This is a genomic window from Streptomyces bauhiniae (genome assembly GCF_004784475.1).
GTDB lineage: Bacteria > Actinomycetota > Actinomycetes > Streptomycetales > Streptomycetaceae > Streptomyces > Streptomyces seoulensis.
Map to the genome: position 1 here is coordinate 150114 of NZ_SRRT01000009.1, position 26619 is coordinate 176732.

Sequence of the window (26619 nt, forward strand, 5' to 3'; positions counted from 1 at the left end):
GATATGCGGCTTATATGGCTCCCGGTTCGGTGGGGCCGTAGGGCGCGGTCGGGTTGTTCGTCTGGAGCGCCCAGTAACGGTCGCCCCAGCTCCAGTGCCACCACTCCGTCGCGTAGTTGACCAGCCCTGCCTCGGACAGCACGGTGGCCAGGGTGTTCCGGTTGGCCGTGGCCTCGGCGCCGATGTTCGTCGCCGAGGTGTAGCAGGCGCCCTCGCTCTCCACCGGGTCCGCGTTCATCCGGGTGCCCAGGTCCAGTTCGTTGCCGTCGGCGTCCATCAGGGTGAGGTCCACGGCGGCGCCCGCGCTGTGCGGGGCTATCTCCGGCGGGGAGACGAACCGGCTGGCCTCGTCCCGCACGCGCTCCTGGGACCAGCCGGGGTTGTCCCGGCCGAGCGCGCCGGCGTACTCCTCGAAGTACCGGCGCTGGAGGCCGGGCGGCCGGTACCCCTCGACGAACAGCAGCCGCAGGCCCTCCGGCAGGAGCGACTGGGCGTGCAGCAGGCGGTGCAGCACCCCTTGGCGCAGATAGGCGAAGGCCCCCGAGGCGTCCTCCTTGCGCGGGTCGACCCGGAGGGCGCCGTGCGCCCGGACGTCGACCAGCGGCTCGCCGCACTCCCGGACCGGGACCGCCGCCACCCGCCGGTCCGACATCAGTACGAGGCTCATTCCGTCCCCCAGTCCCAGGTGTCGAAGTAGGCGGCCACGCCGGTGCGGCGGGCCTCCATCACCGCACTGAGCCGTGCGAAGTCCCGCGGTGGCATCAGCGGCCGCCACTCGGGAAGCGGCAGCACTCGCACCTCGTCGTGCTCCCGCGGGTCCAGCACGATGTCCCGGAGCCGCGCCTCGTCCAGCCGCCCGCCGTCGAAGACGAGCCCCATCGTGCTGTACGGCCACTCGGTACCGGGCAGCCCGTACACCGTCGCCAGCAGCCGGGGCGGCCCGGCGAGTTCGATGCCGGTCTCCTCCCGGCACTCCCGCACGGCCGTCTCCCACGGCCGCTCACCGGGGTCCATCGTGCCGCCGGCCAACTGCCAGGGGTGGGTCGCGCTGTAGACCCCATGGAGCTGCACGGGCCTGTCGTGGACGTCGGTGAAGAGGACGCAGGCGAAGCCGGTGGCCTTCATGACCGTCTCCGCGTACTGCTCCGGCGGCAGCCAGACATGGCCGGTCTTCTCGTCCACCCGCCCCCGGACCGCCGGCTCCGGCCATGTCATCCGCATGGGCGCCAGGCTGCCGCAGAATCCCGAGGCACGGAAGAGCGCCCCCGCGGCGCCGGGCGCGTCGGCCTCCACGGGCGCCACCCCCTCCGCCCGGAGCCGGTCGAGCAGCGCGGTCAGGGCCGACCGGGCGTTGCCCCGGCGGCGCCACGAGGGGTGCGTGACGACCGTGTGCACTTGCGCCGCCCGCCCGGTGGGGGACGCCGGTTCGGGCAGTACGGGATGGAGCAGTGCGAGGGCGCAGGAGGCGAGGGTGCCGTCCGGGGCGTCGACGACACAGGCCCGTGCGTCCCCGCCCGGGGCCAGCCGGGCGGCGAGTTCGGCGCCGGAGCGGACGATCCACTCCTCCGGCAGCGGCTCGGCGAGGATGTAGGCGGACCGGAGCCGGACGATGCCCTCCGCGTCGGCGGGCGTGGCGAGCCGTGCGGCGTGCGCGGTGCCGGGGTGCTGGGGGCGGGTGTGCAGGGCCTCACTGCTCACGATGCGTCTCCAAGGGGGCCGAACTCCGCTGGGCGGGCAGGGGGTTGACGCCGGGGACGGCCTGGAGCCGGTCGGCCGCCGGGTCGTGGGCGATCGGGTCGCCCGGCCGCAGGAAGTGCACGGCCAGGTGCTCCCCGGCCCGGTACGCCTCCAGCCCGGCCCGGCAGTACGCCACCGTCCCGTCGGGCAGCGCGTCCAGCGGGACCCAGGTCATGGCGTCGCAGACGTCCGGCTCCATGACGCGGGGCTCGCCCGTCCACCGCCGCACCTCGAAGAAGAAGCCGACGCGGGCCGAACCGCCGGGCTCGCGGTGGTGGACGGTGACGGCGGCGCGCACGTCGGCCCGGTCGACGACGACACCGGTCTCCTCCCGTGCCTCCCGGATCAGCGCGTCGGCCACGTCCTCGTGCGGGCCGTCCAGGTGCCCGGAGGGCAGATGCCAGAGCCCGGCGGCGTACACCGCCCCGGCCCGGCGCGACACCAGCACCTCGCTGTCCCGGCGCAGGATCAGATGCACGTCCACCGGCACGGTGTACCGCTGACGCCCGCTCATGCCGGGCACCAGCCCATCTCCGAGTAGGTCCGGCCGGCACGGATGCCGTCGATGGCCGTGCGGGCGTAGGGGACGAGGGGCTCCGGCAGCACGTCCGGGTCCCACCAGCGCCAGGCGAGGCACTTGTCCGGCTCCCTCAGCCATGGCGTCCCGCCCAAGCGGCGGGCACGGAAGACCAGTTGCATGCGCGGCCGCGCACTCGGCCCGTGCAGCACGTGCACCACATGGGCCAGCTCCAGGTCGGCGGCATCGATCACCAGCCCGGCCTCCTCATACGCCTCCCGCACCAGGCACGCCACAGCCGACTCCCGCTCGCAGTGCCCGGCCAGAAAGTGCCAGGTGCCCCCCGCGAAGGCCGAGTCCGGATGGCGCAGCCCGAGCAGCACACGGCCCCCGTCGTCCTCGGCATACAGATGAACCCCGACGATGTTCAACTCCGTACCGCCAGCGTCCGGCGCCTTGGCCGGGCGGGGGATCACCGGGGCCGAGGCGTTCACGGGAGCCGGTTCTCCGTTCAGCTTCAGGGCGCTCAACCTTGCTTGCAGGGAGCCCGCCTTGAGCTGCTCCACAGGTAACCAGTCGGTGCCCTCGAAGGGTTCGGGCAGGTCGTGGGTCAAGTACAGGGCGAAGGTGAATTCGTAGTGGCCCGGTGCGATCGTCTCGACGTGGGCCGGGGTGGTCAGTAGCTCCGGGGTGAGGCATAGGTCGCCCCGGGCGAGACCGGTCCGCTCGGTCGCTGCCCGCAGTGCGGTCTCCAGCAAGGTGTGGTCGACTGCCTCGGCCCGCGCGCCGGGCAACTCGGAAGGGGCCCGGACGCGCAGGAACCGTCCCTCGTGGTCGATGACGAGCGCGCGGCAGGTGAGGTGGGCGGAACCGGGGGCGAACGTACTCATGTCGTCGACCTCCTCCATCCGGGTGGGAAGTGAACTGGTGCTCTAAAAACGCGCCGGGCACCGGCCTTGTTACGGCTCGGGCGAGGCAATTTCCGGAACGCGTGTTCGCATCCCCCGCTCGGCCCGGCGCGCCAAGGGTCGTCGTTCCCAAACTCGTTCGATCGAGGGAAGCGCACCCCCCTCGCCGCGCTCCGTCGCGCGCCCCCGTCAGAGAGCCGTCAAAGGGGCGCCCCTGCCCGTATGGGAGGCGTCAACGCGGGGCCCCGACCCCTTGGAGCAGGGGTTTCCTCGAAGCGTTCCCCTTTCGACCCCGAGTCCGTTCAGGAGTCCCAAGATGGCCGACCTGGCCTTCGTCGTCACCGTGCTCGCGGCGTTCGCGCTGGTGGCACTCGTCGCCAAGGGGGTGACGAAGCTGTGACCGCCGAGAACGTCGTCGGCCTGGTCGTGGCCGTCGCCCTGCTGGGCTATCTCGTCCTCGCCCTGATCTTCCCGGAGAGGTTCTGAGAGCAGACATGGGTTCCGTACTCGCGGGCGTGCTCCAGCTCCTCGCCCTCATAGGCGCGCTGGCCCTCGTCCACGCCCCCGCCGGGGGCTATATGGCCAAGGTGTACTCCTCGCGCCGTCATCTGCGCGTCGAGCGCTGGATCTACCGGGCCATCGGCGCCGACCCCGACACCGAGATGCGCTGGCCGGCGTATCTGCGCGGGGTGCTCGCCTTCTCCCTCGCCGGTGTTCTCTTCCTCTACCTGCTCCAGCGGCTCCAGGGGGTGCTGCCCGGCTCGCTCGGGTTCTCCTCGGTGAACCCGGCGCAGTCCTTCAACACGGCCGTCTCCTTCGTCACCAACACCAACTGGCAGTCGTACTACGGCGAACAGACCATGGGCCATGTCGTGCAGACGGCCGGGCTCGCGGTGCAGAACTTCGTGTCCGCCGCCGTGGGCATGGCCGTCGCGGTCGCCCTGGTGCGCGGCTTCGCCCGGTCCCGCTCCGGCGAACTGGGCAACTTCTGGGCCGACCTGGTGCGCGGCACGCTGCGCGTCCTGGTCCCGGCGGCCGTGCTCGGCGCGCTGATCCTCGTCGCGTGCGGCGCCGTCCAGAACTTCTCCGGCATCCATGAGGTCGGCCAGTTCATGGGGAGCACCCAGCAGTGGAACGGCGGCGCCGTCGCCTCCCAGGAGGCCATCAAGGAGCTGGGCACCAACGGCGGCGGCTACTTCAACGCCAACAGCGCCCACCCCTTCGAGAACCCGACCCCCTTCACCAACTGGTTCGAGATCTTCCTGATCCTGGTCATCCCGTTCTCGCTGACCCGCACCTTCGGCCTGATGGTCGGCAGCGTCCGGCAGGGCTACGCGATCCTCGCCACCATGGCCACCATCTGGCTGGGCTTCACCGCCCTGATGATGGCGGCCGAGTTCGGTCACCACGGCCCGGCGCTCCAGGCCGCGGGCGGTGCGATGGAGGGCAAGGAGGTCCGCTTCGGCGTCGGCGGCTCCGCGCTGTTCGCGGTGTCCACCACCCTCACCTCCACCGGCGCCGTGGACTCCTTCCACTCCTCCTTCACCGGGCTCGGCGGCGGCGTCACCATGCTCGGCATGATGCTGGGCGAGATCGCGCCCGGCGGCACCGGCTCCGGGCTGTACGGCATGCTGATCATGGCCGTGATCGCGGTGTTCCTCGCCGGTCTGATGGTCGGCCGCACCCCCGAGTACCTGGGCAAGAAGATCGGCGCGCGCGAGATGAAGCTCGCCGCCTGCTACATCCTGGTCACCCCGGCGCTGGTCCTCGTCTTCACCGCGGCCTCGCTGGCCCTGCCGACCCCGCCGCACTCGATGCTCAATCCGGGCGCGCACGGGTTCTCCGAGGTGCTCTACGCCTTCACATCGGCCGCCAACAACAACGGCTCGGCCTTCGCCGGGCTGAACGCCAACACCGACTGGTTCAACACCACGACCGGGCTCGCCATGCTGCTGGGCCGCTTCCTGCCCATGGTGTTCGTCCTCGCGCTGGCCGGCTCGCTCGCCGCGCAGCGGCCCGTCCCCGAGAGCGCGGGCACCCTGCGCACCGAGAAGCCCCTGTTCGCGGGTCTGCTGGTCGGGGCGATCCTCATCATCACCGGCCTGACGTACTTCCCGGCGCTGGCGCTGGGACCGCTCGCGGAGGGGCTGGCATGACACCTCGCACGTCACCTCCCCGTACCGACGAGCCGTCCACCCGTACCCACCATCCAGAGGCAGCCATGTCCACAGCCACTCCCACCCGCGTGCCGCACGACGAGGCGGCGGCCGGGGGCCCGTCCGGCGGGGGCCGGGTCGGCGCGGGCCTGTTCGATCCCCGGCAGTTGGTCAGATCGCTGCCCGACGCCTTCCGCAAGCTCGATCCGCGGGTCATGGTCAAGTCGCCCGTGATGTTCGTGGTGTGGATCGGCTCCGTGCTGACCACGGCGTTCTCCCTCACCGACCCCACCGACTGGTTCGGCTGGACGATCAGCGTCTGGCTGTGGCTGACCGTGCTCTTCGCCAACCTCGCGGAGGCGGTCGCCGAGGGCCGGGGCAAGGCGCAGGCCGACACCCTGCGCAAGGCCAGGGCGGACACCGTCGCCCGCCGGCTGACCGGCACCGCCGAGGAGCACGTCCCCGGCACCGAGCTGCGCGTCGGCGACCTGGTCGTCTGCGAGGCGGGCGAGGTGATCCCCGGCGACGGCGATGTCGTGGAGGGCGTCGCCTCGGTGGACGAGTCCGCGATCACGGGCGAGTCGGCCCCGGTCATCCGGGAGTCCGGGGGCGACCGGAGCGCCGTCACGGGCGGTACCAAGGTGCTCTCCGACCGGATCGTCGTCCGGATCACCACCCGGCCGGGGGAGACCTTCATCGACCGGATGATCGGACTGGTGGAGGGCGCGGCCCGGCAGCGCACGCCCAACGAGATCGCGCTCAACATCCTGCTGGCCTCGCTGACCCTCGTCTTCCTGCTGGCCTGCGCCACGCTGCCGCCGTTCGCCGCGCACGCGGGCACGCACCTGACGATGGTCGTGCTGGTCGCGCTGCTGGTGTGCCTGATCCCCACCACCATCGGCGCCCTGCTCTCCGCCATCGGCATCGCGGGCATGGACCGCCTGGTCCAGCGCAATGTGCTGGCCATGTCGGGCCGGGCCGTCGAGGCGGCCGGTGACGTGTCGACCCTGCTGCTGGACAAGACCGGCACCATCACCCTCGGCAACCGCCGGGCCGCCGCGTTCGTGCCGGTGGGCGGCGCGGACGAGGCCGAACTCGCGGACGCGGCCCAGCTCTCCTCGCTGGCCGACGAGACTCCCGAGGGCCGTTCCGTCGTCGTCCTCGCCAAGGAGGCGTACGGCCTGCGCGAGCGCCACCAGGGCGAGCTGGCCGGTGCCGAGTGGGTCGCGTTCACCGCGCAGACCCGGATGTCCGGCGTCGACGTGGACGGGCGCAGCGTCCGCAAGGGGGCCGCGGCCTCCGTACTGCGCTGGGTGCGCGAGCAGGGCGGCACGGTCGCCGAGGACACGGAAGCCGCCGCCGACCGGATCTCCCGCGCGGGCGGCACCCCGCTGCTGGTCGCGGTGCGGGACGGCCGAGGCGCCCGCGTGCTCGGTGTCGTCCACCTCAAGGACGTCGTCAAGGACGGCATGCGGGAACGGTTCGCCGAGCTGCGCCGGATGGGCATCCGCACCGTCATGATCACCGGGGACAACCCGCTGACCGCCAAGGCCATCGCGGAGGAGGCCGGGGTCGACGACTTCCTCGCGGAGGCCACTCCCGAGGACAAGATGGCCCTCATCAAGCGGGAGCAGGCGGGCGGCAAGCTCGTCGCCATGACCGGGGACGGCACCAACGACGCCCCCGCGCTGGCCCAGGCGGACGTCGGCGTGGCCATGAACACCGGTACGTCGGCCGCCAAGGAGGCCGGCAACATGGTCGACCTGGACTCCGACCCGACCAAGCTCATCGAGATCGTCGGGATCGGCAAGCAGCTCCTCATCACGAGGGGCGCGCTGACCACGTTCTCCATCGCCAACGACGTGGCCAAGTACTTCGCGATCATCCCGGCGCTGTTCGCCGCCGTGTATCCGGGGCTCGACCGGCTGAACATCATGCGGCTGGCCTCGCCCGACTCCGCGATCCTCTCGGCCGTCGTCTTCAACGCGCTGATCATCATCGCGCTGGTCCCGCTCTCCCTGCGCGGGGTGCGGTACCGGCCGGTCAGCGCCGACCGTCTGCTGCGGCGCAACCTCGCCGTCTACGGACTCGGCGGACTCGTCGCGCCCTTCGTCGGCATCAAACTCATCGACCTGCTCCTCTCCTTGATCCCCGGGATCGGCTGACCATGAACACCTCCCTCACCGGCAAGCTCCGGTCCCTCGGCGCGGGCCTGCGCGCCCTGCTCGTGCTCACCCTCGTCACCGGCGTCCTCTATCCCCTCGCCGTGACCGGCGTGTCCCAGCTCCTCCTGCCAGGCCGGGCGAACGGCTCCGAGGTCCGGTCGGACGGGCGGGTCGTCGGCTCCTCCCTCATCGGGCAGTCGTACACACTGCCGCTGAAGAAGGGACAGGAGACGGCGGAGCCGGACCTCAGGTGGTTCCAGGGGCGCCCGGCGGCCGGGCTCGGCACCAACACCGAGAACACCCGCTACTCACTGCTGCTCTCCGGCGCCACCAATCTCGCCGCCGACAACAAGATCCTGGTCCAGCGGGTGGCGGACGCCAAGGCCGCCGTCGTCCGGGACAACTCCGTACCCGGCCGTCCGGTGAGCCCGGCCGACGTGCCCGCCGACGCCGTCACCTCCTCCGGCTCCGGCCTCGACCCGGACATCTCCCCGGAGTACGCCCGGCTCCAGATCCACCGCGTCGCCGCCCGCAACCACCTGCCCGTGCCCGAGGTCGCCCGGCTCGTCCGCGACCACACCGAGGGCCGCACCCTGGGCTTCCTGGGCGAGCCCCGCGTCAACGTGCTGGAGCTGAACATCGCCCTCAAGGAGCTGACGGCCCGGCCCTGAACCGCCGCGACGGTGTCCGGAAGCCGCACCTGGGCCCCCGGCTCCCGCCCCGATGCCGTAGGTTGCTGCCCTCGGTCCACTGAGGCGTACGACAGGAGGGCGCGCGTCCATGACACGGGTGCTCGTGGTGGAGGACGACCCGCAGCTCGTACGGGCCCTCGTGATCAACCTCAAGGCCCGCCGGTACGCCGTCGACGCGGCCCCGGACGGCGCCACCGCGCTCCGGCTCGCGGCCGACCGCGGGCCGGACGTGGTGGTGCTCGACCTCGGGCTGCCCGACATGGACGGCGCCGACGTCATACGGTCCCTGCGCGGCGGCCGCAGCCGGGTGCCGATCCTCGTCCTCTCCGCCCGCCAGGCGTCCGAGGAGAAGGTCGCCGCACTGGACGCCGGGGCCGACGACTACGTCACCAAGCCGTTCAGCATGGACGAACTCCTGGCCCGGCTCCGCGCCGCCGTCCGCCGTACCGAGGCCGGCCGGGCCGCCCCGGAGACCACCCTGGTGCGGACGGCCGACTTCACCCTGGACCTCGCCGCCAAGAAGGCGGTGCGCGACGGGCGTGACATCCGCCTCACCCCGACCGAGTGGCATCTGCTGGAGATACTTGTCACCAGCCCCGGCCGCCTGGTGAGCCGGAAACACCTGCTGCGCGAGGTCTGGGGGGTCTCCCTGAGCGACCGCACGAACTACCTGCGCGTCTACATGGCCCAGCTACGCCGCAAGCTGGAGGCGGACCCCGCCCACCCGCGCTACCTCATCACCGAGCCCGGCATGGGCTATCGCTTCGAGGGCTGAACCCGCACCGACCGGCACCATGTCGTCGCGTTCGAGTCCGGATGGGTGAATGATGTCACCCGGACTGGTCACGCCCGGATCTTCGCACTGAGTATGCTCATCCAATGTTGTCGGTCGACAACTTATGACGGCGGGCGGCACGAGCGGCGCGGAAAGGGCGGGACCATGGTGACGTCGCGGGCTGATGCCGATGAGCTGATGCCGGTGACCGTGGACGGGATCGACACGGAGTGGGACGAGCGACAGCCGTCCGTACTGCTGGTGGAGGACGATGCCGGCGACGCGCTGCTGGTCGAGGAACTGGTCGCCGACAGCGCCCTGAAGATGCGGCTGCGCTGGGTGCGTTCGATGGCCGAGGCCGCCGGGGTGCTCGCCACCGAGCGCCCGGACTGCGTCCTGCTCGACCTGCACCTGCCGGACGCGAGCGGTCTGGAAGCGGTCTCCCTGGTCAAGGCGCACGCCGACCGGGTGGCCATCGTCGTCCTCACCGGCCTCGCCGAGGAGCAGACCGGGCTCGCCGCGGTCACCGCCGGCGCCCAGGACTACCTGGTCAAGGGCCGCGTCGAACCCGAACTCTTCGGCCGCGCGGTCCGCTACGCGATCCAGCGCAAGCAGGCCGAGCAGTCGGCGGTGGCGCTCCAGGCCAGCCTGATGCAGGCCCAGGAGAACGCCCGCCTGGAACGCGGCCTGCTGCCCCGCCCGCTGCTGCGCGCCGACGGCGTCCAGGTCGTCGCCCGCTACCGCCCCGGCCGCGCCCAGGCGCTGCTCGGCGGCGACTTCTACGACATCGTGCAGAGCGCGGACGGCACCGTGCACGCCGTCGTCGGGGACGTCTCCGGGCACGGCCCGGACGAGGCCGCCCTCGGTGTCGCCCTGCGGATAGCCTGGCGCACACTGGTCCTCAGCGGTATCACCGGCGTCGAGCAGGTGGCTCGCCTGGAGGAGATCCTGGTCGCCGAGCGCGCCCGGGACGAGGTCTTCGCCACCCTGGTCAGCCTGTCCGCCGTACCCGGTGAGCAGCACGCCACCGTGGTGCGGGCCGGCCACCACGGACTGCTGCGGCGCGGTCCCCGGGACGTGGACTGGGTCGAGGTGCCGGGCGGACCCGCGCTGGGCCTCATCCCCGGCGGTGCCCGCTGGCCCACCGCGGAACTGCCGGTGCCGCCGGGCGCCTCCGTCGTCCTGTTCACCGACGGGCTGTTCGAGGGGCACGTCAGCCGGGGCCCGCAGCGCCTCGGCGAGGAGGGGCTGCTCGAACTCGCCCGCGAGGCGGCCGGACTGGCGCCCGACGAGTTCGTGGACCGGCTCATCGGCGAGGCCGAGGGACTGGCCGAGGAACAGGGCGGGCTCGCGGACGACGTCGCCGTCGTCCATGTGAGCTGGAACTGAGAAACGTGAGACGAGAGAAACGAGTGGGACGCGTGAGTGACGAGTCGGTACGGAGCACAGGGTGAACAACCTCGCGGGCAAGCCGTGGACCGGGCGCCGCCTGACCGTGCAGGGCTGGTTCTACCTCGTGCTGTCGCTCATGACCCTCCTGGTGCTGGTCGGCACCGTGGTGGGCGCCAACCTCCTCAACCGCACCGCCGACGCCACCGACAAGCTGCTGCTGGGCGTCCAGCCCGCGCAGACGGAGGCGTACCGGCTCCAGGCCGCCCTGGTCAACCAGGAGACCGGCATCCGGGGCTACGCCATCAGCGCCGACAAGCGCTTCCTCACCCCGTACACCGAGGGCAAGAAGAACGAGGCGCAGTCGGCCGACCGGCTGCGCCGTCTTGTCGGTGACCGCCCCGACCTGCGAGCCGACCTGGACGCCGTCGAGCGCCAGGCGGCCCAGTGGCGCCTCACCTACGCCGAGCCGCTCGTCGGCTCCGTCACCCCCGGCGCCCCCAAGGCCGTCGACCTGCGCAAGGTGGAACGCGGCAAGGAGGACTTCGACAAGCTGCGCAAGAGCTGGGCCGACCAGAACGCCCACCTGACCCGCGTGGTCGAGGACGGCCGCGCCCACATCGCCCACGAACGCACCCTGCGCAACTCGGTGCTCGTCGCCATGGTCGCCGCGTTCCTGCTGACCGGCCTGGTCCTCGCCGTCTTCGTCCGCCTGCTCGTCACCCGGCCCCTGGAGCGGCTGCGCACCGCCTCCCGCCGGGTCGCGGGCGGCGACTTCGACCACGTCATCACCGGCGCCGGGCCGGCCGACCTGACCGCCGTGGCCGTCGACGTGGAGGGCATGCGCAAGCGGATCGTGGCCGAGCTGGACGCCTCCCACACCCAGCAGCGCATCCTCACCACCCAGGCCGCCGACCTGGACGCCCAGGCGGTCGAACTGCGCCGCTCCAACGTCGAGCTGGAACAGTTCGCCTACGTCGCCTCCCACGACCTCCAGGAACCGCTGCGCAAGGTCGCCTCCTTCTGCCAGCTCCTGGAGAAGCGGTACTACGACAAGCTGGACGACCGCGGCCGGCAGTACATCGACTTCGCGGTGGACGGCGCCAAGCGCATGCAGGTGCTCATCAACGACCTGCTCACCTTCTCCCGCGTCGGCCGTCTCACCGACGACCGCGTGCCCGTCGGCCTGGACAAGACGCTGGAGAAGGCGATGATGAACCTCGCCGCCGCCGTGGAGGAGTCCGGCGCCCGCGTGGAACGGCCCCAGGAGATGCCCGAGGTGGTGGGCGACCCCACCCTGTTCACCATGCTCTGGCAGAACCTGATCGGCAACGCCCTGAAGTTCCGCCACCCCGACCGCGCCCCGCAGGTCACCGTCACCTGCGAGCCCGACCCGGACGAGCCCGGCAGCGTCCAGCTCAGCGTCACGGACAACGGCATCGGCATCCCCGGCGAGTTCGCCGACAAGGTCTTCGTCATCTTCCAGCGACTGCACAGCCGGGACGCCTACGGTGGTACCGGGATCGGTCTGGCACTCTGCAAGAAGATCGTGGAACATCACGGCGGCAGGATCTGGCTGGACACCGAGCACACCGACGGCACCCGTTTCCGCTTCACCCTGCCCGTGGCCACCGCCCCGGACGAGCCCGGCATCACCCAGGAGAAGGCCCTCACATGACGACTCCCGACGCCACCCCGATCGACGTCCTCCTGGTGGAGGACGACCCCGGTGACGAGCTGATGACCCGGGAGGCGTTCGAGGACAACAAGATCGGCAACACGCTGCACGTGGTCCGCGACGGCGAGGAGGCGCTCGACTTCCTCTACCGGCGCGGCAACCACACCGGCGCGCCCCGGCCCGACCTGATCCTGCTCGACCTCAACCTGCCCAAGTACGACGGGCGTCAGGTCCTGGAGCGCATCAAGTCCGACCAGGACCTCGCGGACATCCCGGTGGTCGTCCTGACCACCTCGGCGGCCGAGGAGGACATCCTCCGCAGCTACAAGCTGCACGCCAACGCGTATGTCACCAAGCCGGTCGACCTCGACCAGTTCATCGCCGCCGTCCGCCAGATCGACGACTTCTTCGTCCAGGTGGTCCGCCTGCCCCGGCGGAAGTGAGCCGGATACGCGAAACACCCCCCGACCGGCCCGGTCGGGGGGCGTTCTGTTTCTTCTTCGCGCTCAGCTCGCGGCCGGGCGGCGGCCGCCACGGCGGTCGGAGCCGCCGGTGCCCGCCGTGCGCTCACCCGGCGCCCTGCGGGCGGTGCCGCGCGCGCCCGTCTTGCCGGGAGCCGCGCCACCGGCGCTACGGCGCCCGGAGGCGCCCCCGCCCTTGGCACCCTCGGCGCTGGTACGGCGGCCACCGGACGCACCGGCGCCCGCCGTGCCCGGCTTGGACCGGCCCTCGGGCTTGCGGCCCTGGCCGCCCGCGCCCTCGCCGGCACCGGCCGGGCGACGACGGCGGCCGGCGCGGCCGGCACCCTCGGCACCGGCACCGGACCTGCGGGCCGGACGCGCCTTCGGCGGCGTGGGCTCCGGGACCGCGACGACCACGGCCACGCCGGAGGGCTCACGAGCGCCGGTGATGGTGACCAGCTCGGGCGCGCTGGAGGTGACGCGGGCGGTCTTCGGGCGGATGCCGGCGGCCGACATGAGCTGGTTGACCTCCCGCTTCTGCTCGGGCAGCACCAGCGTGACCACGCTGCCGGAACCACCCGCGCGGGCGGTGCGGCCGCCGCGGTGCAGGTAGTCCTTGTGGTCGGTCGGCGGGTCGACGTTCACGACGAGGTCGAGGTCGTCGATGTGTATACCGCGCGCCGCGACGTTCGTCGCCACCAGCGCGGTGATCTCGCCGGTCTTGAACTGCTCCAGGGCGCGGTTGCGCTGCGGCTGGGAGCGGCCGCCGTGCAGGGCGGCGGCGCGGACGCCGACCGAGAGCAGCCGCTTGGCGAGCCGGTCGGCGGAGCGCTTGGTGTCCAGGAACAGGATGACCCGGCCGTCACGGGCCGCGATGCGCGTGGTGACGGCCTTCTTGTCGGTCTCGTCCTGGAGGTGGAGCAGGTGGTGCTCCATCGTGGTCACCGCACCGGCGGACGGGTCCACCGAGTGCACCACGGGGTCGGTCAGGAACCGCTGCACCAGCTTGTCGATGTTCTTGTCCAGGGTGGCCGAGAACAGCATCCGCTGGCCGTCGGGGCGCACCTGCTGGATCAGCCGGGTGATCTGCGGCAGGAAGCCCATGTCGGTCATCTGGTCGGCCTCGTCCAGCACCGTGATGCCGACGTCGTGCAGCACGCAGTCGCCGCGCTCCACCAGGTCGTTGAGGCGGCCGGGGCTCGCCACCAGCACCTCGACACCGCGCCGGAGCGTGGCGGCCTGCTTGGTGATCGACAGACCGCCGACCACGGTCGCCATCCGCAGGTTGACCGCCGTCGCGTACGGGGTCAGCGCGTCGGTCACCTGCTGGGCCAGCTCGCGGGTGGGCACCAGGATCAGTGAGAGGGGCGCCTTGGGCTCGGCGCGCCGGCCCGCCGTACGGGCGAGGAGGGCGAGGCCGAAGGCGAGGGTCTTGCCGGAGCCGGTGCGGCCACGGCCCAGGAGATCCCGGCCGGCCAGCGAGTTGGGCAGCGTGGCGGCCTGGATGGGGAAGGGGGTGGTCACCCCTTGCGCGGTGAGCGTCTTCAGCAGTGCCGCGGGCATGTCGAGGTCGGCGAACTCAGCGACGGCGGGCAGTGCGGGCGTCGTGCTCTCCGGCAGGCGGAATTCCTGGGGAGCCTGGGGAGCAGACGAGGGCCTGGACGGCGACGAGCCGCGGTTCGGCTTCTGATACCTGCGGGGCATGCGGTTACTGCCTTCCTCAACACAGCACAAACCGGGGTCCGCACCATGACGGTGCGGACCCCGGTGAGCGGAATACGCGTCCCGCAATTAGGCGGGAACGATGTTCTCGGCCTGCGGGCCCTTCTGGCCCTGCGTGACGTCGAAGCTGACCCGCTGGCCCTCCTGGAGCTCACGGAAGCCCTGGGTGGCGATGTTCGAGTAGTGGGCGAAGACGTCCGGACCGCCACCGTCCTGCTCGATGAAGCCGAAACCCTTTTCAGAGTTGAACCACTTGACGGTTCCCTGTGCCATGACTTTCTCCTTCTGATGGCAGAGGCCCCATCCGGAAGATGCCGGAAAACAAAATGCGCCCAAAGAGAAAACATTTCCCGTCAGGCGCACATAAAGTTCATGGGTACCACAACTGCAACAAGAGAAAGACTAGCACACGTGCGGCCCGGCGGAGGGGGTGGATCTCACAGCACGGCGTGTCGGAGTCGATCTTCCGACGGACCATCGACGCCGGTCGGCGGGGGTGGAAGCATCGCCGGGGTACGAAGATCCGATGATCGCCGACGCCGTGGAGGACCCATGACCGCCTACGCCGTAGCCCATCTCCGCGAGGCCGCGCCGCACCCCGAGATCGCGGAGTACATCGAGCGCGTCACCGCCACCTTCGAGCCGTACGGCGGCCGCTTCCTCGTGCACGGCGCCCAGCACGAGGTGAAGGAGGGGGAGTGGGCCGGGCATGTCGTGATCATCGGGTTCCCCGGGATCACCGAGGCGCGGGCCTGGTGGGACTCGCCCGCCTACCGGGAGATCGCCCCGCTGCGCTCCCGGCACATCGCGGGCGACATCATCCTGGTCGACGGGGTCCCCGAGGGGTACGACCCGGCCACCACCGCGAAGACGCTGCGTGAGGCGCCGGCCGGCGAGTAGTTGTCCACAGGCGTGACCGGTTGTCAGTGCGAGTTGGTAGAAAGTCCTGCGTACGCCGTGGACCGCACACGTTCGCGCCCATCGCACGTCAGGAGCAGCCCGCATGACCATCGGTCACCACTTGGAGGAGCTGTACGGCCTCCCCGCGTTCGCCTTCCCCGGACCCGGCGCGAAGGCCGAGCTGCCCGAGCCCGACGCCGTCGCCTGGCGGGTCGCCGGGGACGTGTACGACGCGGACGAGGAGTGGGAGGACGCCTTCGTCCGCTTCCTCGCCACCGTGGACACCACACGGGTACGGGCGCTGATCGTCGGCGCCTGGACGGACGCGTACGAGACGGACTCCTCCGCCGTGATAGCGGCCCTGCTCGCGGCCCGTGACCGGCTGCCCGCCCTGCGCGCGCTGTTCCTCGGCGACCTCGTCATGGAGGAGGCCGAACTCTCCTGGATTCAGCAGACCGACGTCACCGGACTGCTCACCGGCTTCCCGGAGCTGGCCGAGTTCGGCGTGCGCGGGGGCACCGGGCTGGAGTTCACCGCGCTGGAGCACACCGCGCTGCGCAAGCTGGTCGTGGAGACCGGCGGACTGCCCGTGGAGGTCGTCCGGGGCGTCGGCGGCAGCGGCCTGCCCGCGCTGGAGCACCTCGAACTGTGGCTCGGCGACTCGGAGTACGGCGCCGACACCACGGTGTCCGACCTGGAGCCGATCCTCGCCGGCACCCGGCTGCCCGCGCTGCGTCATCTGGGGCTGCGCAACAGCGAGATACAGGACGGGATCGCGGCCGCCGTCGCCTCCGCGCCCGTGGTCGCCCGGCTTCAGACGCTGGACCTCTCCATGGGCACCCTGGGCGACGAGGGCGCCGCCGCACTGCTCGCCGGTCAGTCGCTGACCCACCTCGCCTTCCTCGACCTGCACCACCACTACATCACCGAGCCCCTCCAGCAGCGCCTCCGCGAGACGCTCGAACCGGCGGGCGTCCGGCTCGACCTGGACGAGGACAACGCGGACTCGTACGAGAACGAGGACGGCACCGTGCAGCGCTTCGTGGCCATCGGCGAGTGAGCGTCCTGCCATGAACCGGTGTTTCGCGGTGGTCGGCAACCCCGGCGGCCGCAGGGTGACCCTGTTCGCGGAGGCCGTCCGGGCCGCCGGGCTGCCCGCGCCCCGCGTGGTGCCCTGGCTGGACGTACTGCGCGCGGGCGGCGCCGAGTTCGGGGACGAGGAGATCGTCCGGGTGGACTCGCCCGGCGAGGACACGGAGGTCGACCTGCTGCTGCGGGGGATGCCCGACCCGACCCGCGTGGAGGGCACGGCCCGCTGGTACCGGCGCTTCACGGCGGCCCTGGGCACGCTACGCGGGGGCATCCGGCTGGACGGTACCGAGGACGTGGCGGTCATGTTCGACAAGCGGCGCTGTCACGCGGTCCTGGCGGCGGCGGGCGTACCGGTGCCGGAGTCACCCACCTCCGGCGCGGCCGGTGCCCCGGTGCGCGGCTGGGACGACGTGCGGGCGCTGATGCGGGAGCACCGGATGCCCCGGCTGTTCGTCAAGCCCGCGCACGGCTCGTCGGCCTCCGGGGTGCTCGCCGTCGACTCGGCCGGGGGAGGCCGGATCAGGGCCACCACCTCTGTCGAACTCGACCCCGGGGGGCGGCTGTTCAACTCCCTCAAGGTGCGCCGCTACCAGCGGGAGCGGGACATCGCCGCGATCGTCGACGCGCTCGCCCCGGACGGGCTGCACCTGGAGCGCTGGGTGCCCAAGGCGTCCCAGGACGGCCGCGCCGCCGACCTCAGGGTGGTCGTGGTGGACGGCCGCGCCACCCACGCCGTGGTCCGCACCAGCGTCGGACCGCTCACCAACCTCCACCTCGGCGGCCGCCGGGGCGATCTGTCCGGGGCCCGGCAGGCCGCTGAGAGCGCGGGCCTGCGCTGGCCGGAGGTGCTCGGGATCTGCGAGCGGGCCGCGGGCTGCTTCCCGGACACCCTCTGCGTCGGCGTCGACCTGCTGCCCGCCGTCGGCTGGCGCCGCGCCTTCGTCGGCGAGGTCAACGCCTTCGGCGATCTGCTGCCCCGGCTCACCGGCCTGCCCGGCGGCGGCGCCGAGGGCCTCGACACCTACGCGGCGCAGGTCGCCGCCGCACTGCGCCGGGCCCCGCTCACCGGGCGGCCCGGCCCGCACCACCCGCACAGAACAGGAACCACCCATGTCAGCGTCTGACCCGGCCACCGCCCGACTGCCCGAAGCGGCCCCCGGCGTACCGGACATGAACCGGATCGTCGGCAGCCACGACATCCTGCTGGTCACCCTCGACACCCTCCGGTACGACGTGGCCGCCGAACTCGCCGAGGCCGGCCGCATCCCGAACTTCGCCCGCCGTCTCCCCGGCGGCCGCTGGGAGAAGCGGCACGCGCCGGGCAGCTTCACCTACGCCTCCCACCAGGCGATGTTCGCGGGCTTCCTGCCCACCCCGGCCGAACCCGGGCGCCATCCGCGCCTGTTCGCCGCCGACTTCGCGGGCAGCGAGACCACGGCCGACGGCACCTTCGTCTACGACACCCCCGATCTGGTCTCCGGCCTCGCCAAGGCGGGCTACCGCACGGCGTGCGTCGGAGGAGTGGGCTTCTTCAACAAGCAGGGCGCGCTCGGCTCGGTGCTGCCCGGCCTCTTCGAGGAGTCGCACTGGGAGCCGGAGTTCGGGGTCACCTCCCCGGCCTCCTTCGAGTCCCAGGTGGCCCGCGCCGAGGAGATCGCCGCCCGGACGGCACCGGAGCAGCCGCTGTTCCTCTTCGTCAACGTCTCGGCGCTGCACCAGCCCAACTGGTTCCATCTGCCCGGCGCGCGCAAAGAGGACGGCGACTCCCGCGCCACCCACGCCGCCGCGCTGGAGTACGTGGACCGGCACATCGGCCGCCTGTTCACCGCCATGAGCAGCCGCCGGCCCTGTTTCGCCCTCGTCTGCTCCGACCACGGCACCGCCTACGGCGACGACGGCTGGACCGGCCACCGCATCGGCCACGAGTCGGTGTGGACCGTCCCCTACGCCCACTTCCTGCTCGACCAGGGGGCCACCCGATGACCACGGCCACCGCGACCGCCCCGGCCCCGTACCAGAGTTACGTGTACGCCTACCCGCACAAGACCGCGTACCGGAAGCTCGACGACCGGCCGTTGCTGAAGGACCTCTGGGCGGGTGAGCCCAAGGACGCGCTGTCGCTCTATCTGCACATCCCGTTCTGCGAGGTGCGCTGCGGGTTCTGCAACCTGTTCACCCGCATCGGCGCCCCGGACGGTTTCACCGGGGCCTATCTCGACGCGCTGGAGCGGCAGGCGGGCGCGGTGCGGGAGGCGCTGGGGGAGCGGGCGCCGGTCCGGTTCGCCACGGCCGCCTTCGGGGGAGGCACGCCGACCTTCCTCACCGCCGCCGAGCTGACCCGGCTCTGCGACATCGCCGAGCACCGGATGGGCGCCGACCTGCGCGCCGTCCCGCTCTCGGTGGAGGCGTCCCCGGCCACGGCCACCGCGGACCGGCTCGAAGTCCTGGCCGAGCGCGGCGCCACCCGCCTCAGCCTCGGCGTGCAGAGCTTCGACGACACCGAGGCGCGGGCCGCCGTACGCCCGCAGCGCCGGGCCGATGTGGAGGCGGCGCTCGGGCGGGTGCGGGAGGTGGGGATACCCGTGCTCAACATCGACCTGATCTACGGCATCGACGGACAGACCGAGCGGACCTGGCTGCGCTCGCTGGACGCCGCCCTGGCCTGGCGGCCCGAGGAGCTGTACCTCTACCCGCTCTACATACGCCCGCTGACCGGCCTCGGCCGGCGCGGCGACGCCGCCGACCCGGAGTGGGACGAGCAGCGGCTGCGCCTGTACCGCGCCGGCCGCGACCATCTCCTCGCGCACGGCTACGAGCAGCGGTCCATGCGGATGTTCCGCCGCGCCGACGCCCCGGCCGAGGGCGCCGACGACTACGCCTGCCAGACCGACGGCATGATCGGCCTGGGCTGCGGGGCCCGCTCGTACACCGCCGGGCTGCACTACTCCTTCGACTACGCCGTCGGCATGCACGAGATCCGCGACATCATCGACGACTACGTCACCCGCCCCGCCGCCGACTTCGCGCACGCCGAGTACGGGCGCCGGATGAGCGGGGACGAGCCGCGCCGCCGCCATCTGCTGCAGTCGCTGCTCCAGGCGGACGGAATGGCGGTCGCCGACTACCGGGCCCGGTTCGGCGGACGTGCACCGGCCGAGGACTTCCCGGCCGAGCTGGCGCGGTTCGCGGACCTGGGCTGGCTGGAGTCCGGCCCGGTGCTGCGGCTGACCCCGGAGGGGCTGGCCCACTCCGACGCGCTCGGCCCCGAGCTGTTCTCCCCGGCCGTGCGGGCCGCGATGGCCGCCTACGAGCGCAAGTGAGCCGCCCGTCATGGACCTGACCATCCTGTACCGGGGCCCGCTGGCCTCCTGTGACTACGACTGTCCGTACTGCCCCTTCGCCAAGCGCCGGGACAGCCGGGAGCAGTTGCGGGCCGACCGGGCGAGCCTGGAGCGGTTCGCCGGCTGGGCCGCCGGCCGTACCGAGGACCGGCTCTCGGCGCTGTTCACGCCCTGGGGCGAGGGGCTGGTGCGGTCCTGGTACCGGCGCGCCCTGACCGACCTCTCCCACCTCCCGCACATCCGCCGCGTCGCCATCCAGACCAACCTGAGCTGCCGCACCGACTGGCTGGCCGACGCCGACCGCGACACCCTGGCGCTCTGGTGCACGTACCACCCCGGCCAGACGCCCTACGACCGGTTCCTCGGCAAGTGCCGGGAGCTGGACCGGCTCGGCGTCCGCTACAGCGTCGGCATCGTCGGGCTGCCCGAGCACCTCGACGCGGCCCGGCGGCTGCGGGCCGAGCTGCCGGAGCGGGTGTACCTGTGGGTGAACGCGGCCGAGGGGCACACCTACGACGACGCGGAGGCCGGGGTGTGGACCGGGATCGACCCGCTCTTCCCGTACAGCCGGCATCCGCACGCCAGTGCCGGGCTGCCGTGCCGTACCGGGGAGTCCGTGATCTCGGTGGACGGTGACGGCACGGTCCGCCGCTGCCACTTCGTCCCGGCGGAACTCGGCAACCTCTACGACGGCTCCTACCGGGCCGCGCTGCGCCCCCGCCCCTGCCCGCTGACGAGCTGCGACTGCCACATCGGATACGTCCATCTGGAGACCCTGCCGCTGTACGACGTGTTCGCGGGCGGGGTGCTGGAAAGGATTCCGGCCGGCGTCGAATGAACCGGGGCCAAAGGGGCAGCCGGTGCAGGTAAGACCGGCACCGGACGCCGCCACGGGCGACTTCCGCACCGGGAAACAGGGGGAGACGGGAGGAGTACGAACCCATGGCTCTCGACGGCAAGAGCGTCCTCGTTCTCACGACGAACTACGGGACGGAACAAGACGAACTGACGAAGCCGGTGGCCGCCCTGCGCGAGGCGGGTGCCCGCGTCGTGATCGCGGCTCAGAAGCCGGAGGCCATCGCCACCCTCGTCCTCGACAAGGACCCCGGCGACAAGGTCGAGCCGGACACCACGCTCGCGGAGGCGACGTCGGACGGCTACGACGCGGTGGTGGTGCCCGGCGGCACCCTCAACGCCGACCAGTTGCGCATCGACGAGGACGCACAGCGCCTGGTCACCGCGTTCGCCCGGGAGGGCAAGCCGGTGGCGTCGGTCTGCCACGGCCCCTGGCTGCTGGTGAACAGCGAACTCACCGAAGGCCGCGACATGACCTCCTACCAGACGCTGATGGAAGACCTGGTCAACGCGGGCGCCAACTGGACGGACCAGGAGGTCGTGGTCGACACCGAGGGCGGCCACACCCTGATCACCTCGCGCAACCCCGGTGATCTCGACGCCTTCTCCTCCGCGATCATCCGCAGCCTGGAGGGCTGAGCCCCCAGGGGCCCGCGCGGAGCGGGGCGGTCAGCGGTTTCCCACCGCGGCCGCCCCGCTTCCGCGTGTCAGGGTCCGCTGCACCAGGGACATCACCTCCGCGAAGGACCGGCGGATGCCGAGCGCGGCCCGCGCCGCGTTGGCACCGGGAGCGCCGTGCACCCCGCCGCCGGGATGCGCGGAGGAGGAGGCCAGATACAGCCCCCGGACCGGTGTCTCGGGGCGGCCGGTGCCGGGGATGGGCCGGAAGACGGCCTGCTGGTGCAGGGCGGTGGTGCCGCCGTTGAGGGCGCCCACGCTGAGATTGGCGTCCTTCGACTGGAGGGTGAGCGGCGACAGCACGCGCCGGCTCAGAATCCGGGCGCGGAATCCGGGCGCGAACTGCTCGATCCGCTGCTCCATCCGGTCCGCCATGACCTCCCGCTCGGCCGCGTCCCACGAGCCGGTGAGCCCGGCGTCCCCGGCGTCGCCGCGCACGTCGCGCGGCAGATGGGTGTAGGCCCAGGCGGACTCGGTGCCCGCGGGCGACCGGGTCGGGTCGGCGGTGGTCATCTGCCCGACCAGCAGGAACGGGTTGTCGGGGATCTGGCCCATGGCGATCTGGGCGGCGAACCGGGTGAGGTCGTCCACGCTGTCCGCCAGATGTACGGTGCCCGCGCCGGCCGCCGCCCCGGCCCGCCACGGGATGGTGGAGTCCAGCGCCCAGTCGACCTTGAAGGTGGCGAAGTCCCACTGGAAGCGCCGCATGTCCTCGAGAACCTGTGAGGGCAGATGCTCGGGGGCGACCAACTGGTTGTAGAGGACGGGCGCGGAGACGTCCGCGAGCACGGCGCGCCGGGCCGGGACCGTGTCGCCGCTTGCCGTACGGACCGCGACGGCCCGGCCGCGCTCCACCACGATCTCCGTCACCGGCTCCCCGTAGCGGATCACACCGCCCCGCCGCTCAAGTCGGCTGACCAGTGCGTCCGTGAGGCCGACCGCGCCGCCCACCGGCACGGGGAAGCCGAACTGCTGGCCGAGCATCGACATGATCCAGCCGAAGCCGCCGCCGATCGCCGACTCCGGACCCAGGTCCGCGTGCAGGGCGTTGCCCGCGAGCAGCAGCCTGGCTCCCTCGCCGTCGAACTCCTCCTCGCCGAGGCGGCGCACCGGCAGCAGCATGGAGCGGGCCAGGCGCAGGGCGCCGCCGCCACGCAGCTTCAGACCGAGCCCGGCCAGCGCCCGGACCGGCGGCATCGTGCTGAACAGCGCCTGGAGCAGGTCGGAGCCGACCCGGTCCCAGGTCGCGTACTGGGCGCGCCAGGCGCGGCCGTCGCCGGGGCAGAGCTTCTCCAGGACCTCGGCGGTGACGTTGACGTCCCGGTCGATCAGCGCGCAGCGGTCGTCGGCCAGCGGGTGGGCCAGCACGTGCGGGGCGTGCGTCCAGCGCAGCCCGTGCTCCTCCAGCCGGAGCCCGTCGATCACCGGGGAGGCGGCGGCCAGGGGGTAGAAGGAGCTGAAGACGTCGTTGACGAAGTCGGGGTGGACCCCCCGGTCGCTGTACACGGCGCCGCCGGGCCGGTCCTGGGCCTCCAGCACCTCCACGCTCCAGCCCTGGTCGGCCAGCAGGTTGGCCGCGACCAGCCCGTTCGGCCCGGAGCCGATGATCACCGCGTCAGCCATGGCCCGCCTCCCCGGCGTCGGCGGTGCGCGGGCTCTGCCGCTCGACCAGCTTGGCCAGCCGGCTCAGCATGTCCCGGTGCCGGAACTGGATCACGGTGTCGAGCACGACGTTGTGCAGCGTGCCGCCCAGCCCGCGCAGCGGGTGCTCGTCCACGATGACGAGGGACTCACCGCCCCAGTCGCGTACGTCGATGGCGATGCGGGCGCTGCCGATGGGAACCTTGGCCTCCAGTTCGAGGTACCGGGGTGGCTCGTAGCGGCGCACCACGGTGTAGCCGTCGACGCGGCGCGGGCCGATCTTGAGGTTGAAGGCGAGGGACGAGCCCAGCTCCGGCCAGTCGCCGTCGCGGGGTGCGGTCTCGTGGGTGCCCACGACCCAGTCCGCGTAGCAGGAAGGCTGTTCGAGCACCTTCCAGACGGCGGCCGGCGGACGCCGGATGAGCTGGTACCGGATGGCCACGGTTTCCTCCTTCGCGCAGCACCCGGCGCGGGCCGGGAGCGCCCGCGCACTGCCGCACGAGTAACCCGGTGACCACGGATCACGCGTCCCCGCCCCGAACGGATGACGCGAACGGCCCTCGGGGCGGCGGCCTCGTCCGGCGTCAAGGCGGCATAAAAGAAGCGTAAAAACTGCCGGAAACTGGCAATGAAATGACCAAGACACTGTGTGACCATTCCGCCAAGCCGGAGATCAGCGGCGGGCGGAAGGGGGACGGCGCGGATGGCCTGGTTTCTTGGAATCGGCATCACGGGGGTCGTGCTGCTCGTCCTGTCGCTGATCTTCGACGGGCTGCTGGACGGCCTGTTCGACGGCGCGCTGGGGGGCGCGCTCGACGGGTGGCTGTCGCTGCCGGTCATCGCGGGGTTCCTGTCGATGACCGGCTTCGGCGGAGTCATCGCCCACGAGGGTCTCGGCGTCGCCCCGGTGGGGGCCACCGCGATCGGCGCGGTGGCGGGGGTGGGCACGGCGTGGCTGACCTACCGGCTGAGCCGGCTGCTGCTGCGCGACCAGACGGACGCCACCCCGACCGGGAACGACCTGATCGGCACCTCGGGCAACGTGGTGACGGCCATCCCGGCCGGCGGCTTCGGGGAGATCCTCGTCCGGCTCGGCGGGCAGACCGTCAAGTTCGCCGCCCGCAGCGCGGTGCCGGTGGCGCGCGGCAGCGAGGTGTGGGTCGAGGCGGTGCCGTCGCCGACCTCGGTCGTGGTGCGTCCGGTGGAGCGCTGAGCCGTACCCACCGGCTTCTTCAACGCCCCTGACGGGGTGTCACGTTTCAGTGTCTTAACGTATGGGGGCCTTGATATGAGTCCTGTGTTCATCGCCGTGGCCGGAGTCGTCGTGCTCCTGGTGCTGCTGGCGCTCACCGTGGTCAGCCGCTACAAGGTGGCCGGGCCGAGCGAGGCGTTCATCGTCACCGGGCGCCGGGGCAAGAAGTCCACCGACCCGGAGACCGGGCGGGTCTTCACCGACAACAGCGGCCAGAAGGTCGTCGTCGGCGGTGGCGTGTTCGTCGTGCCGTTCGTGCAGCAGCGGTTCACCCTCGACCTGTCCTCGCGGCACATCCCGGTCGCGGTGCGCGGCGCGGTCACCCTGCGCGGGGTGAAGGCCAACCTGGACGGCGTCGCCATCGTCAAGGTCGGCGGCACCGAGGACTCCATCCGCGCCGCCGCCCAGCGGTTCCTGAGGCAGCAGGACGGCATCGTCGGCTTCACCCAGGAAGTGCTCTCCGGCGCGCTGCGCGCCATCGTCGGCCGGATGTCCGTCGAGGACGTCATCCGCGACCGCGCCGCCTTCGCCGGGCAGGTCGCCGAGGAGGCCGAGGCCAGCCTGTCCGGGCAGGGGCTCGTGCTGGACGCGTTCCAGATCCAGGACATCACCACCGAGGGCTCCTACCTGGAGGACCTCGGCCGCCCGGAGGCCGCCCGCGCCAAGCAGGAGGCCGACATCGCGGAGGCCGTCGCCCAGCGGGCCGCCGAGCAGGCCCGGCTCAAGGCCGCGGAGGAGATCGCCGTCGCCCAGCGGACGTTCGCGCTGAAGCAGGCGGAGATCAAGGCCGAGACCGACGAGGCCGCCGCCCGCGCCGCCGCGGCCGGACCGCTGGCCGAGGCCGCCCGCCAGCAGGAGATCCTCCTCGAACAGGAGCGGGTCGCCGAGCGCCAGGCCGCGCTGACCGACCGTCAGCTCGACACCCAGGTCCGCAAGCCCGCCGACGCCAAGCGCTACGCCGCCGAGCAGGAGGCGGAGGCCCGCAGGGTCGCCCGCGTCAAGCAGGCCGAGGCGGAGCGGCTGGCGGCCATCGCGGCGGCCGAGGCCGAGGCGGAGCGGGCCCGGCTCACCGGTGAGGGCGAGAAGCAGCGCCGTGGCGCGCTGGCCGAGGCCGACGCCATCGAGGGTCTCAAGCAGGGCGAGGCCGAGCGGTCCCGCCGTGCGGCGGCCGCCGAGGCGGTCCGGCTGGAGGGCGACGCGGAGGCCGCGGCCATCACCGCCAAGGGCGCCGCCGAGGCCGAGGCCATGCGCAAGAAGGCGGACGCGTACGAGCAGTACGGCGACGCGGCCGTCCTCCAGATGCTGGTCTCCGTGCTGCCCGAGGTCGTCGCCAAGGCGTCCGAGCCGCTCAGCGCCGTGGACAAGATGACGGTCATCTCCACCGACGGCGCCGGCCGGATTCCCCGCGCGGTCGCCGACAACGTGGCCCAGGGCCTGGAACTGCTCGGCTCCACCACCGGAGTCGACCTCACCCAGCTCCTCAAGGGCGTCACCCAGCGCGCCACCGCGAACGTGGAGCGCCCCGCCCAGGACAACGGCAAGGTCGAGATCACCGGCTGAGCCGGGTCGGCGAAGGGGGCCCGCCTCGGTGGCGGGCCCCCTTCACAGTTCCCGCGCGGGCCATCCCAGCAGCCGGGCCCCGATGACGGCCGTCTGCAAGGTGTACCGGTGCACCGGGTCGGCCGGGTTGTTGCCGGTGAGCTGGTGGATGCGCTCCAGCCGGTACGTCAGCGCCCGCACGCTCAGCGCCAGCCGCCGCGCGGCCTCCGCGCCCCGGCACCCCGAGTCGAAGTACGCCTCCAGCGTCCCGAGCAGCGGCTCCGCGCCTCCGCGCGCCTCCCGCAGCGGGCCCAGCGCGCTGAGCACCAGGTCGGCCATCGCCTGCCGGTCCCGCAGCAGCACCGGGTACACCAGCAGATCCGCCGCGCGCACCACCGGCTCGGGCAGCGTCAGCCGTTCCGCCAGCTCCAGCGTGCTCAGCGCCTCCTCGTACGACTGCACCACGCCGCCCGCGCCCTGCCGGGGGCGGCCGATGGCGACGCGGCCGCAGTCCGGGGTGGCGCGCACCTGCTCGGCGAAGTGGACGAGCACCTCCTCCTGGTCGCCGGGGGCTATGCAGATCAGCTTGCCGTTCTTCGTGGTCAGCAGGACGCGCCGCTCACTGAACCGGGTGAGCAGCGCCGACTCCACCTGCCGGGTCACCGGGGCGGTGTCGACGTACGCCTGGAGGCCCTCCGCGACCGCGACCGCGTGTGCGTGGGACAGGACCAGGCCGAACCGCTCGGCGCGCTCGGCCAGCCGGCCCAGGTCGCTGCGGCCGTACAGCAGGTCGTCGATGAACTCCCGCCGTGCCGCCTCCTCCTGCCGTACGGCGAGCCGCTGGGCCCGCTCGTACCCCTCGGCGAAGGCGTCCACCGCCTGCTCGACGGCGGCCAGCACCCCGCCCACCGAGCGCGCCGGGGTGCCGTCGGGCCACGCGGTACGGGTGGCCGCCAGGTGGCCGCGCACCAGCGCCCGGAGACTGTGCCCCGCCTCGGCGGCCCGTTCGCCCAGGGCGCGCCGCTCGCCCAGTTCCGTACGGGTGGGGCGGCGCCCGGTGCGGGAGACCTCGGCCAGCATCCGTGCGTATCCGCCCAGGTACTCGGCCATGTCCAGCTCGG

26 protein-coding genes are annotated in these 26619 nt (G+C 72.4%); 17 read left to right on the forward strand and 9 right to left on the reverse strand.

Features of this window, described 5'->3' with window-relative positions; translation table 11 throughout:
• Positions 1 to 10: 10 nt before the first annotated feature.
• The 4 genes from E5083_RS27910 to E5083_RS27925 are packed head-to-tail and all read right to left on the reverse strand — an operon-like array spanning position 11 to position 3144.
• The gene (locus tag E5083_RS27910; protein ID WP_135788446.1) at positions 11 to 667 is read right to left on the reverse strand and encodes a M15 family metallopeptidase; all 657 of its coding nucleotides are present in this window, start codon (positions 665 to 667) and stop codon (positions 11 to 13) included.
• Positions 664 to 1698: a bifunctional GNAT family N-acetyltransferase/NUDIX hydrolase gene (locus E5083_RS27915; protein WP_244317673.1), complete on the reverse strand. Its 1035-nt coding sequence runs from the start codon at positions 1696 to 1698 to the stop codon at positions 664 to 666. The genes E5083_RS27910 and E5083_RS27915 overlap by 4 nt, the downstream gene beginning before the upstream one ends.
• A complete protein-coding gene (locus tag E5083_RS27920; RefSeq protein WP_135788448.1) occupies positions 1688 to 2251 on the reverse strand; it encodes an NUDIX hydrolase in 564 nt (187 codons plus the stop codon). The genes E5083_RS27915 and E5083_RS27920 overlap by 11 nt, the downstream gene beginning before the upstream one ends.
• Positions 2248 to 3144, reverse strand: coding sequence for an NUDIX hydrolase (locus E5083_RS27925; RefSeq protein WP_244317674.1), 897 nt, complete (start codon positions 3142 to 3144; stop codon positions 2248 to 2250). Before E5083_RS27925 ends, E5083_RS27920 begins: the two co-directional genes overlap by 4 nt.
• 414 nt (positions 3145 to 3558) lie before the next feature.
• Here E5083_RS27925 and kdpF point away from each other — a divergent pair, with 414 nt between their 5' ends.
• The 8 genes from kdpF (at position 3559) to E5083_RS27965 (ending at position 12460) form a co-directional block, all read left to right on the forward strand.
• A complete protein-coding gene (kdpF, locus tag E5083_RS27930) occupies positions 3559 to 3648 on the forward strand; it encodes a K(+)-transporting ATPase subunit F (RefSeq protein ID WP_009326374.1) in 90 nt (29 codons plus the stop codon).
• Between the two features lie 8 nt (positions 3649 to 3656).
• Positions 3657 to 5318, forward strand: a complete 1662-nt coding sequence (gene kdpA / locus E5083_RS27935; RefSeq protein WP_135788450.1) for a potassium-transporting ATPase subunit KdpA — start codon at positions 3657 to 3659, stop codon at positions 5316 to 5318.
• A 65-nt stretch (positions 5319 to 5383) separates the two neighbouring features.
• On the forward strand, positions 5384 to 7483 hold the full coding sequence (gene kdpB / locus E5083_RS27940; RefSeq protein WP_135788451.1) for a potassium-transporting ATPase subunit KdpB: 2100 nt from the start codon (positions 5384 to 5386) through the stop codon (positions 7481 to 7483).
• 2 nt (positions 7484 to 7485) lie between these two features.
• Positions 7486 to 8154 carry a potassium-transporting ATPase subunit C gene (locus tag E5083_RS27945; RefSeq protein ID WP_135788452.1) on the forward strand — a complete coding sequence of 223 codons (669 nt, stop codon included), beginning with the start codon at positions 7486 to 7488 and terminating at the stop codon, positions 8152 to 8154.
• Between the two features lie 109 nt (positions 8155 to 8263).
• Positions 8264 to 8950 (forward strand): response regulator, encoded by a 687-nt coding sequence (locus E5083_RS27950; protein ID WP_135788453.1) that lies wholly within the window; start codon positions 8264 to 8266, stop codon positions 8948 to 8950.
• Positions 8951 to 9115: 165 nt separating this feature from the next.
• Complete coding sequence (locus tag E5083_RS27955) at positions 9116 to 10339, forward strand: PP2C family protein-serine/threonine phosphatase (RefSeq protein WP_135788454.1); 1224 nt, start codon at positions 9116 to 9118, stop codon at positions 10337 to 10339.
• Positions 10340 to 10478: 139 nt separating this feature from the next.
• Positions 10479 to 12017 (forward strand): sensor histidine kinase, encoded by a 1539-nt coding sequence (locus E5083_RS27960; protein WP_135788539.1) that lies wholly within the window; start codon positions 10479 to 10481, stop codon positions 12015 to 12017.
• A complete protein-coding gene (locus E5083_RS27965; RefSeq protein WP_135788455.1) occupies positions 12014 to 12460 on the forward strand; it encodes a response regulator in 447 nt (148 codons plus the stop codon). Before E5083_RS27960 ends, E5083_RS27965 begins: the two co-directional genes overlap by 4 nt.
• Positions 12461 to 12523: 63 nt before the next feature.
• On the opposite strand, the gene E5083_RS27970 is transcribed toward E5083_RS27965, so the two are convergent.
• Positions 12524 to 14182 carry a DEAD/DEAH box helicase gene (locus E5083_RS27970; protein WP_135788456.1) on the reverse strand — a complete coding sequence of 553 codons (1659 nt, stop codon included), beginning with the start codon at positions 14180 to 14182 and terminating at the stop codon, positions 12524 to 12526.
• 87 nt (positions 14183 to 14269) lie between these two features.
• Complete coding sequence (locus tag E5083_RS27975) at positions 14270 to 14473, reverse strand: cold-shock protein (RefSeq protein WP_007502648.1); 204 nt, start codon at positions 14471 to 14473, stop codon at positions 14270 to 14272.
• Between the two features lie 279 nt (positions 14474 to 14752).
• Between E5083_RS27975 and E5083_RS27980 the strand changes: the two genes are divergently transcribed.
• The 7 genes from E5083_RS27980 (at position 14753) to E5083_RS28010 (ending at position 21027) form a co-directional block, all read left to right on the forward strand.
• Complete coding sequence (locus E5083_RS27980) at positions 14753 to 15100, forward strand: DUF1330 domain-containing protein (RefSeq protein ID WP_135788457.1); 348 nt, start codon at positions 14753 to 14755, stop codon at positions 15098 to 15100.
• 103 nt (positions 15101 to 15203) lie between these two features.
• On the forward strand, positions 15204 to 16160 hold the full coding sequence (locus E5083_RS27985; RefSeq protein WP_135788458.1) for an STM4015 family protein: 957 nt from the start codon (positions 15204 to 15206) through the stop codon (positions 16158 to 16160).
• 10 nt (positions 16161 to 16170) lie between these two features.
• A complete protein-coding gene (locus E5083_RS27990; protein WP_135788459.1) occupies positions 16171 to 17316 on the forward strand; it encodes an STM4014 family protein in 1146 nt (381 codons plus the stop codon).
• Between the two features lie 46 nt (positions 17317 to 17362).
• A complete protein-coding gene (locus E5083_RS27995; RefSeq protein WP_208754176.1) occupies positions 17363 to 18175 on the forward strand; it encodes an STM4013/SEN3800 family hydrolase in 813 nt (270 codons plus the stop codon).
• Entirely contained in the window at positions 18172 to 19512 is a 1341-nt protein-coding gene (locus E5083_RS28000) for an STM4012 family radical SAM protein (RefSeq protein WP_135788461.1), read from the forward strand. Before E5083_RS27995 ends, E5083_RS28000 begins: the two co-directional genes overlap by 4 nt.
• A 10-nt stretch (positions 19513 to 19522) precedes the next feature.
• Complete coding sequence (locus tag E5083_RS28005) at positions 19523 to 20371, forward strand: STM4011 family radical SAM protein (RefSeq protein ID WP_135788462.1); 849 nt, start codon at positions 19523 to 19525, stop codon at positions 20369 to 20371.
• 104 nt (positions 20372 to 20475) lie between these two features.
• Positions 20476 to 21027, forward strand: coding sequence for a type 1 glutamine amidotransferase domain-containing protein (locus E5083_RS28010; RefSeq protein ID WP_135788463.1), 552 nt, complete (start codon positions 20476 to 20478; stop codon positions 21025 to 21027).
• Between the two features lie 30 nt (positions 21028 to 21057).
• Here E5083_RS28010 and E5083_RS28015 read toward each other — a convergent pair whose 3' ends face one another.
• Complete coding sequence (locus tag E5083_RS28015; protein WP_135788464.1) at positions 21058 to 22689, reverse strand: phytoene desaturase family protein; 1632 nt, start codon at positions 22687 to 22689, stop codon at positions 21058 to 21060.
• The gene (locus tag E5083_RS28020) at positions 22682 to 23149 is read right to left on the reverse strand and encodes an SRPBCC family protein (RefSeq protein WP_135788465.1); all 468 of its coding nucleotides are present in this window, start codon (positions 23147 to 23149) and stop codon (positions 22682 to 22684) included. The genes E5083_RS28015 and E5083_RS28020 overlap by 8 nt, the downstream gene beginning before the upstream one ends.
• A 261-nt stretch (positions 23150 to 23410) precedes the next feature.
• On the opposite strand from E5083_RS28020, the gene E5083_RS28025 reads away from it, so the two are divergent.
• On the forward strand, positions 23411 to 23920 hold the full coding sequence (locus E5083_RS28025; protein ID WP_135788466.1) for an NfeD family protein: 510 nt from the start codon (positions 23411 to 23413) through the stop codon (positions 23918 to 23920).
• 75 nt (positions 23921 to 23995) lie between these two features.
• Positions 23996 to 25519, forward strand: coding sequence for a flotillin family protein (locus E5083_RS28030; RefSeq protein WP_135788467.1), 1524 nt, complete (start codon positions 23996 to 23998; stop codon positions 25517 to 25519).
• A gap of 42 nt (positions 25520 to 25561) precedes the next feature.
• On the opposite strand, the gene E5083_RS28035 is transcribed toward E5083_RS28030, so the two are convergent.
• Entirely contained in the window at positions 25562 to 26608 is a 1047-nt protein-coding gene (locus tag E5083_RS28035) for a PucR family transcriptional regulator (protein WP_135788540.1), read from the reverse strand.
• Between the last annotated feature and the right edge of the window lie 11 nt (positions 26609 to 26619).

Coding starts and splice junctions, on each gene's coding strand:
- E5083_RS28035 (WP_135788540.1), bottom strand. CDS start 26,608: ATGGCCGAGTACCTGGGCGGATACGCACGGATGCTGGCCGAGGTCTCC.
- E5083_RS27965 (WP_135788455.1), top strand. CDS start 12,014: ATGACGACTCCCGACGCCACCCCGATCGACGTCCTCCTGGTGGAGGAC.
- E5083_RS28005 (WP_135788462.1), top strand. CDS start 19,523: ATGGACCTGACCATCCTGTACCGGGGCCCGCTGGCCTCCTGTGACTAC.
- E5083_RS27950 (WP_135788453.1), top strand. CDS start 8,264: ATGACACGGGTGCTCGTGGTGGAGGACGACCCGCAGCTCGTACGGGCC.
- E5083_RS27970 (WP_135788456.1), bottom strand. CDS start 14,182: ATGCCCCGCAGGTATCAGAAGCCGAACCGCGGCTCGTCGCCGTCCAGG.
- E5083_RS28015 (WP_135788464.1), bottom strand. CDS start 22,689: ATGGCTGACGCGGTGATCATCGGCTCCGGGCCGAACGGGCTGGTCGCG.
- kdpB (WP_135788451.1), top strand. CDS start 5,384: ATGTCCACAGCCACTCCCACCCGCGTGCCGCACGACGAGGCGGCGGCC.
- E5083_RS27910 (WP_135788446.1), bottom strand. CDS start 667: ATGAGCCTCGTACTGATGTCGGACCGGCGGGTGGCGGCGGTCCCGGTC.
- E5083_RS27945 (WP_135788452.1), top strand. CDS start 7,486: ATGAACACCTCCCTCACCGGCAAGCTCCGGTCCCTCGGCGCGGGCCTG.
- E5083_RS27985 (WP_135788458.1), top strand. CDS start 15,204: ATGACCATCGGTCACCACTTGGAGGAGCTGTACGGCCTCCCCGCGTTC.
- kdpA (WP_135788450.1), top strand. CDS start 3,657: ATGGGTTCCGTACTCGCGGGCGTGCTCCAGCTCCTCGCCCTCATAGGC.
- E5083_RS27990 (WP_135788459.1), top strand. CDS start 16,171: ATGAACCGGTGTTTCGCGGTGGTCGGCAACCCCGGCGGCCGCAGGGTG.
- E5083_RS28010 (WP_135788463.1), top strand. CDS start 20,476: ATGGCTCTCGACGGCAAGAGCGTCCTCGTTCTCACGACGAACTACGGG.
- E5083_RS27920 (WP_135788448.1), bottom strand. CDS start 2,251: ATGAGCGGGCGTCAGCGGTACACCGTGCCGGTGGACGTGCATCTGATC.
- E5083_RS27955 (WP_135788454.1), top strand. CDS start 9,116: ATGGTGACGTCGCGGGCTGATGCCGATGAGCTGATGCCGGTGACCGTG.
- E5083_RS27995 (WP_208754176.1), top strand. CDS start 17,363: ATGAACCGGATCGTCGGCAGCCACGACATCCTGCTGGTCACCCTCGAC.
- E5083_RS27925 (WP_244317674.1), bottom strand. CDS start 3,144: ATGAGTACGTTCGCCCCCGGTTCCGCCCACCTCACCTGCCGCGCGCTC.
- E5083_RS27960 (WP_135788539.1), top strand. CDS start 10,479: ATGACCCTCCTGGTGCTGGTCGGCACCGTGGTGGGCGCCAACCTCCTC.
- E5083_RS28000 (WP_135788461.1), top strand. CDS start 18,172: ATGACCACGGCCACCGCGACCGCCCCGGCCCCGTACCAGAGTTACGTG.
- E5083_RS28030 (WP_135788467.1), top strand. CDS start 23,996: ATGAGTCCTGTGTTCATCGCCGTGGCCGGAGTCGTCGTGCTCCTGGTG.
- E5083_RS27975 (WP_007502648.1), bottom strand. CDS start 14,473: ATGGCACAGGGAACCGTCAAGTGGTTCAACTCTGAAAAGGGTTTCGGC.
- E5083_RS27980 (WP_135788457.1), top strand. CDS start 14,753: ATGACCGCCTACGCCGTAGCCCATCTCCGCGAGGCCGCGCCGCACCCC.
- E5083_RS28025 (WP_135788466.1), top strand. CDS start 23,411: ATGGCCTGGTTTCTTGGAATCGGCATCACGGGGGTCGTGCTGCTCGTC.